The 7,341-nt window shown below is 47.3% G+C and carries 6 protein-coding genes; 3 read left to right on the plus strand and 3 right to left on the minus strand.

What is annotated here, in order from left to right:
• The first annotated feature begins 213 nt into the window (after positions 1–213).
• From ACT3RT_RS22745 to ACT3RT_RS22755, 3 genes are all read left to right on the plus strand, one after another.
• The gene (locus ACT3RT_RS22745) at positions 214–1,359 is read left to right on the plus strand and encodes a mechanosensitive ion channel family protein (RefSeq protein ID WP_496203771.1); all 1,146 of its coding nucleotides are present in this window, start codon (positions 214–216) and stop codon (positions 1,357–1,359) included.
• A gap of 87 nt (positions 1,360–1,446) precedes the next feature.
• Positions 1,447–4,185, plus strand: coding sequence for an AAA family ATPase (locus ACT3RT_RS22750; protein ID WP_496201158.1), 2,739 nt, complete (start codon positions 1,447–1,449; stop codon positions 4,183–4,185).
• A 73-nt stretch (positions 4,186–4,258) separates the two neighbouring features.
• Positions 4,259–5,176, plus strand: a complete 918-nt coding sequence (locus tag ACT3RT_RS22755; protein ID WP_353504341.1) for a bestrophin family protein — start codon at positions 4,259–4,261, stop codon at positions 5,174–5,176.
• Between the two features lie 529 nt (positions 5,177–5,705).
• Here the strand turns inward: ACT3RT_RS22755 and ACT3RT_RS22760 are convergent.
• The 3 genes from ACT3RT_RS22760 to ACT3RT_RS22770 all read right to left on the minus strand — a co-directional run.
• On the minus strand, positions 5,706–5,852 hold the full coding sequence (locus tag ACT3RT_RS22760) for a DUF2474 domain-containing protein (protein WP_353504342.1): 147 nt from the start codon (positions 5,850–5,852) through the stop codon (positions 5,706–5,708).
• 26 nt (positions 5,853–5,878) lie between these two features.
• The gene (gene cydB, locus ACT3RT_RS22765) at positions 5,879–6,889 is read right to left on the minus strand and encodes a cytochrome d ubiquinol oxidase subunit II (RefSeq protein WP_496203772.1); all 1,011 of its coding nucleotides are present in this window, start codon (positions 6,887–6,889) and stop codon (positions 5,879–5,881) included.
• Positions 6,889–7,341: cytochrome ubiquinol oxidase subunit I (locus ACT3RT_RS22770; protein ID WP_496203773.1), on the minus strand; the 453-nt coding region annotated here is incomplete at its 5' end. The genes cydB and ACT3RT_RS22770, both read right to left, overlap by 1 nt.

The following is a 7,341-nucleotide window of genomic DNA, read 5'->3' on the forward strand; positions in this document are numbered from 1 at the left end:
CCATGACACCTGAGCAGATTGAAATACGTGAGCTAAAATCTGCCTCTAATTAGGCCGAATATTTAAAGTCATCTTCCGTGAATAACGTTGAACACCTTCGTCTAACATCTTTCGCCTCGGCGAAAGATGTTAGACGTTCCCCAGCATAGATGATTACGGTAAAATAGCCTTATTCCAGAGAGCGATGGTCGATAGTAGCCGGATAAAATAAATATGATGCAGTATATTAAGAACCATGAATTTCTTCAGTATTTGAAAACGACCTTGATCAACAGCGATATACCGGTGTTCAGGGTGATTATTGTTTTTACTCTGTTGCACTGTGTCGCTCACTACCTTGTATTGCCTTATCTTGACAAAAAATCTTTGCAACGCAAGTCCTCAAAGCTGGCGGTAATCACCCATCATCATTTCTTCCGTTATGTTGTCTTAACTCTGCAAGGAGCGGTGCTGGCGGGCCAGCTTTCTTTTATCGTGAGCACGGAAAACAGGGTGCTGGATGTCATCCTAGCAGGGGCTCGAATCTGGACTCTGACGTTCGCGTTGCTGGCTTTCTATTCATTTATTGATGTCGCCGGCGATTTATTAAAAACCAATAGCCAGCTGAGGGGGCTACCTTATCGCGGCATTGAACAGAGTCTCAAACTGGTCGGGGCCCTGATCTATTGCCTTTTTCTGCTGTCCATGATGCTGGATAAATCGCCACTTATTCTGCTCAGTGGTATAAGCGCAATTGCAGCGGTGCTGCTGCTTGTGTTTAAAGATCCGCTGCTTGGTCTGGTTGCCGGTATACAGCTTTCCGCGAATGATATGCTCCAGCCGGGAGACTGGATTGAAATGGAGCAGTTGGGAGCCAACGGCGTCGTACAAGATATCGGTCTGACCACAGTGAAGGTGCTTAATTTTGATAACAGTATCACCACCCTTCCAACCTACACCCTGGTTTCTGGCTCGTTTAAAAACTGGCGATATATGATTGAACACAGTGCCAGACGGCTCCAGAGAAATATCAATATCGACATCAAGACCGTCCATATTATTACGCCTGACGAAAAACAGGCCATCATCAAAAACGTCACGTTAGCGCTTTTCACCAACGTGAAGACTCCGCTTGAGACGAATATTGAGCTGTTCCAGGAATACGCCAAAGCGTATTTGCGTCAACATGGATCCATCTGCACCGAGATGACCTTAATGGTCAGGCAGCTGCAGCCGACGGCTTATGGATTGCCCGTCGAAATTTATGCTTTTACACGTCTTACAGAATGGACGGCCTATGAAACGCTGCAGACGGAGATAATCTCTCACCTGATTAGTGTTATTTCATTGTTTAATCTGAAGGTCCATGATGTTTCATAACTTCGTATAATGTCTTTGGTGCCTTCTGCTACGCTTAAATATGGGTCTCACTGGGTGTTACCCATTTTCTACATCAGGAGGCGAATAATGCCAACATTATGTGATATTTGTCAGGTAAGACCGGCTACCAGCCAAGTTACGCTCGTCCAGAATGGTCAACGAAAAACGATTGCTATTTGTGATTATGATCACCGTCAGTTGATGCGGCACCAGAATATTCTGAACCCTTTTGATTCCTTACTGGGGCGTGGGGGACTTTCCGGTTTCTTCAACGGCTTCGGTAATAATATCCGCGATGGGAGTGAAGACGATATCTTCGGTGCGGTGCCACGGGAGTCGATTGATACGACGGAAACCTTCAGTAAGCAGTCTCTGGAGCTGCTACAAAAGGCAGCCGAAAAGGCTCACCAGCTCAATCGTACGGAGCTGGACACCGAACATCTTCTGTACGTTCTGGCAGATGCCGACGTGTGTGCAGCGTTGTTTAAAGATCTCAAAATCTCCCCAGAGGATATTAAAAGTTACATCGATCAGAATGCTTACAGCGGCGCGACGGAAACCGGGGGGGGGCCAGGCGACCTCTCCATTTCACCCCGTTTGAAAAAAGCCTTCATGTACGCTTTCCAGGCCTCCCGTGAGCTGGGGCACTCTTATGTAGGACCTGAGCACTTACTTATCGGGTTGAGTGAAGTCCCGGATAGCGTCGCCGGTGCGTTGTTGAAGAAATATGGTATTACCCCGGAGGCTATTCGCCAGAAAGTGGTGAAAATCGTGGGTAAAGGAGCAGAGGATGGGCGGGTTGACACGCCGACCGGTACGCCTAACCTGGATAAAGTGGGACGCGATCTGACCGAAATGGCACGGGCAGGTAAGCTGGATCCCGTGCTTGGGCGCGCTCAGGAGATTGAAAATACTATAGAAGTGCTGGCCCGCCGCAAGAAAAATAACCCGGTTCTGATTGGTGAACCTGGCGTTGGTAAAACGGCCATCGTTGAAGGGCTGGCGCAGCGGATTGTCAAAGGTGATGTGCCTGAGGTTCTACGTGATAAACGCCTCGTAGAAATAAACATGAACTCCCTGGTGGCGGGCGCAAAATATCGTGGTGAATTTGAAGAACGTGCCAAACAGTTGATTGATGAGGTTACTGCTAAGAAAGGGGAACTGATCCTCTTTATTGATGAGCTGCATACGATTGTTGGTGCCGGGCAGGGAGGCGGCGAAGGCGGTCTTGATATTGCGAATGTCCTCAAACCGGCACTGGCGCGAGGTGAACTCAGTCTGATCGGCGCCACTACGTTAAACGAATACCAAAAACATATTGAAAAAGACGCCGCCCTTGAGCGCCGTTTTCAGCCTGTACTGGTCGAAGAACCCACTGTGGATCAAACGATTGTTATCCTCCGCGGGCTACGAGACACGCTGGAAGCGCACCACCAGGTTACCTTCCAGAACGAAGCATTTGTCGCAGCCGCGGAGCTCTCTGACAGGTATATCACCTCCCGTTTCCTACCGGATAAAGCCATCGATCTTATCGACCAAGCGGCGGCGCGAGTGCGCATTGGTGCCAGTTCACGGCCTGCGCCAATTCAGGAACTGGAGGCTGAAATTGCGCATCTGAAGCGTGAAAGAGATTACGCCACGTCGCGTAAACTGTTTGATGAGGTTAAACGTTTTGAAGGCGAAATTTCAGAAAAACAGGGATCATTGGATAAACAGACGGAAGCCTGGAAGAACAAAACCGGCTCCGAGACACTTGAAGTGACGGTTGCCGCAGTGGCGGAGGTTGTTTCGCGTCTCACCGGGATCCCAGTTTCGGATCTGACGCAGGAAGAGCGCAAAAAACTTCTTAACATGGAAGAAACGCTGCGTCAGCGCGTGGTTGGGCAGGATGAAGCGGTCACTGCTGTTAGTGACGCGGTCAGGCTATCGCGGGCCGGGCTGGGGCAGGCGCATCGTCCTATCGCTACCTTCCTTTTCCTGGGGCCGACGGGTGTCGGGAAAACCGAGCTGGCGAAAGCGATTGCCGAAGCCGTGTTTGGTGACGAGCAGTCCATTATTCGTATCGATATGTCAGAATATATGGAGAAACATACGGTCGCCCGCCTGATCGGTGCGCCTCCAGGCTACGTTGGCTACGATGAAGGAGGTCAACTGACGGAGAAAGTGCGTCGTCGCCCGTACAGCGTGATACTACTGGACGAAATCGAGAAGGCACACCCTGATGTCTATAACGTTCTGCTACAAGTCTTCGATGACGGTCGGCTGACCGACGGCAAAGGTCGGTTAATTGATTTCAGCAATACCACTATCATCGCGACCAGCAACCTCGGTTCTGCTGTCATCATGGCTAACTCCGGATTACCTTCCGATGAGCAGAAATCGCCTAAGGAACTCCATGAAGAACTAATGCAGTTGCTAAAAGGTCACTTCCGTCCTGAATTCCTGAACCGTATTGATGAAGTGATTGTGTTCAATGCGTTGTCGCAGGAGAACATTCGTCTGATTGTTCAAATCCAGCTCGATCGTTTGAAGCGTACGGCATCTGCACAGGACATCACAGTCAAGCTTGATGATTCTCTTGTTGAACATCTGGTTGACGTTGGATATCAACCAGATTTTGGTGCGAGAGAACTGAAACGTAAAATCCGTCAGGAAGTGGAAACCAAGCTAGCAAAAGAGATCCTCAGTGACAATCTCAAATCGGGTGATACGGTAACCATAAGCTATAACACCGGTACCGACAGCGTCATGTTAAGCAAGGAGACAATTACACAGGAAAAAGGGAATGACAACGATCAAAAAAAACTGGAGAATAAAGCAAGCTGATTACCTGTAAATGATAATAGGTCCGATTTTATGGGCCTATTATATAATAATGGTCATTTAAGGACCCATTTTAATGATTGTGCGCCCCCCGCAACACTGGTTTGTTCGCCTCTTTGCATGGCATGGTTCTGTCCTCTCTAGAATAATTTTTCGGCTTTGCCTCAATATAGCGATGTCGGTTATCGCTATTGTGCTGTTTCAGTGGTATGAACAACTAGGAGTTCATCTGACCGTTGCTCCCTTTAGCCTGTTGGGGGTCGCCATCGCTATTTTTTTAGGCTTCCGCAATAATGCCACCTATAGCCGCTTTATCGAGGCAAGAGCGTTATGGGGAACCATGATCATAGTACAACGCAATATTATGCGTCTGATTATTAACCTTTTCCCTGAGAATAAAAACCTTCATAAAATGATATCCGATTATCTTATTGCTTTCAGCTGGAGTTTAAAGAATCAGCTAAGAAATAATGATGCTTCTTATGAGGTGTATAAGATACTTCCTAAGTCCGTTTTTTTAACAGTTATGAACAGTGCCTATCCCTCTAATAAAATCTTGCTACTACTCGGTAACGAAATAGGTAAGTTACGTACTCAGGGGCTAATCAGTGATATTAATTTTTCACTCATCAATAATAGTATTAATGAGCTTGCCCATGTGCAGGGTGGATGCGAAAGGATTGCCAACACGCCGGTACCCTTTGCTTACACATTGATCCTGCAGCGGACGGTCTATCTTTTCTGCACCATGTTACCGTTTGCACTGGTCACCGATTTACGTTACATGACACCTTTCGTATCAGTCTTTATTTCTTATGCTTTTCTCGCATGGGATGCCCTTGCTGAGCAGCTAGAGAAACCTTTTGGTACCGACTCAAACGATCTCCCGCTTAATTCCATCTGCAATACAATAGAACGTAACCTGATGGATATGACCCGACAAAAACCATTACCACCCGTTCATCAACCAGACAGCTATTTTAACCTGACATAGTAAACTGTATGAATTGAAAATCGAGATATATCATGCTTGGTTTGTTTTTCCAATAAATGATGAATTATGTACGGAGAAACTTTCTCTTCTGCAGATCATTGTTTATCTGATATTGGTTAGTGTGCATGCTTTCATCCGACGCGGGATGGCATTAATCCTGGGTATTTTGGTGACCCGGTTTATCAAATGATTAGCAGGTATCTGCTAATCATTGCTTATTTGATGATAGGTTGTCTTTTTATCCTTTCATTGGCTTGATGTCGGGTAATAGTGTTCTACCTTCGACTCCGTTTACATTAGTGGCAATGATTTACCACTATAATATGGGAAAGCAGCCCTGAATATGATTAGAGTGGGTTATTGTTTGAGCATTTTATGGGTATTTATTGGCTCCTGGCCAGATGCGTTAGTGATACTGGTTATTGCAATTGTTTGAATAAGTACTGATGAGTTAGTTCGGTTTGTTCTACCAGACAAAAATAATGGTCAGTTCAAAAAGTCGGGTTACAAGGTAACCCGACTTGATAGCTTAATGCGTCTTCATTCCTGCTGCGGTCATCAGAAGTTTAAACACGGTAGCAACTACGCCGAGAGCCATCACACTGGTAGCCCAGATAATGACCAACCACATCAATTTTTTCCAGAATGGACGTGGTGTTTCATCAATCATTTTCATTGCAGAGCTCTCCATTACCGATGCCATTAATGATACCCCTCACCCGTTTTCACTTTCCCACGGAAGACATAATAGCTCCAACTGGTGTATATCAGGATAACCGGAATAATCAATAGCCCGCCAATCAGCATAAAGCCCTGACTCTGTGGAGGAGAGGCCGCCTGCCAGATAGTGATTGAAGGAGGTATGATATTTGGCCAGATACTGATCCCCAGACCGCTGAACCCAAGGAATACCAGTCCAAGCGTAAGCATAAAAGGGCCATAACTCGCCCGTCGGTTATAAGCACTGCGTACAATACCCCAGCAGCAAACGAGAACCAGAAGTGGAACGGGCAGGAACCACATGACATTTGGCATACTGAACCAGCGATGCTCAATTTCGGGATGAGACAACGGTGTCCAAACGCTGATAATTGCAATGACCGCCAGTAAGGCTAATGTTAGGGGGATAGCCAGCTCTGACATCCTTCGATGCAAAGCACCCTCAGTCTTCATAATAAGCCAGGTACAGCCCAAGAGTGCATAAGCCAGCACCAGCCCTATGCCACAGAATAATGGGAAGGGAGCCAGCCAAATCAGAGCAGAACCACTGAATTCACGGCCCGTAACGCTCAGACCGTTTAGCAATGTCCCGACCGCCACTCCCTGACTGAAGGTAGCGAGTATTGAGCCAACAATAAATGCTTTGTCCCAGATATGTCGATGTTCAGGTGTGGCTTTAAAGCGAAATTCAAAGGCAACACCACGGAAAATTAACCCGAGGAGCATTGCGGTGAGTGGGATGCTGAGTGCATCAGCGATGACTGCATAGGCCAGAGGAAATGCCCCATACAGTGCTGCCCCTCCCAGAACCATCCAGGTTTCGTTTCCGTCCCATACAGGAGCCACGGTATTCATCATCGTATCGCGATCGACGTCGTGCTTATGAAATGGGAATAAAATACCAATTCCGAGATCAAAACCATCCATCACGATATACATCAACGTGGCGAACACAATGATGACAAACCAGATAATTGACAGATCGATACCCATTATTTGTTTCTCCCACTTGTACCCATGGACTCATTTACAGCTGACAGTGGTCGTGCCGGTGTTCCATCAGTTACTTCCTGATGCTCGTCTGCATGGACTGGGCCTTTCTTGATCAGTCGCACCAGGTAAATGTAACCGACGCCGAAGACCGAGGTATAGACAACGATAAAGGCCAGCAGACTGATTGACATGTGCAGGTCCCCGTGGGCAGAAACGGCATCACGGGTTCGTTGCACACCGTAGACGACCCATGGCTGACGACCTATTTCGGTAGTGAACCAACCAGCCAGCAAAGCAATTAGACCTGACGGTCCCATGAAAAGCGCGAAATAGAGGAACGGTTTAGAGGTATAAAGACGTCCACGCCAACGCAGCCATACACTGACTATACCCAGAAGCACCATCAACATCCCTAACCCCGCCATCACGCGGAAAGACCAGAAAATTATTGT

The organism is Ewingella sp. AOP9-I1-14, from assembly GCF_052375995.1.
GTDB classification, from domain to species: domain Bacteria; phylum Pseudomonadota; class Gammaproteobacteria; order Enterobacterales; family Enterobacteriaceae; genus Ewingella; species Ewingella allii.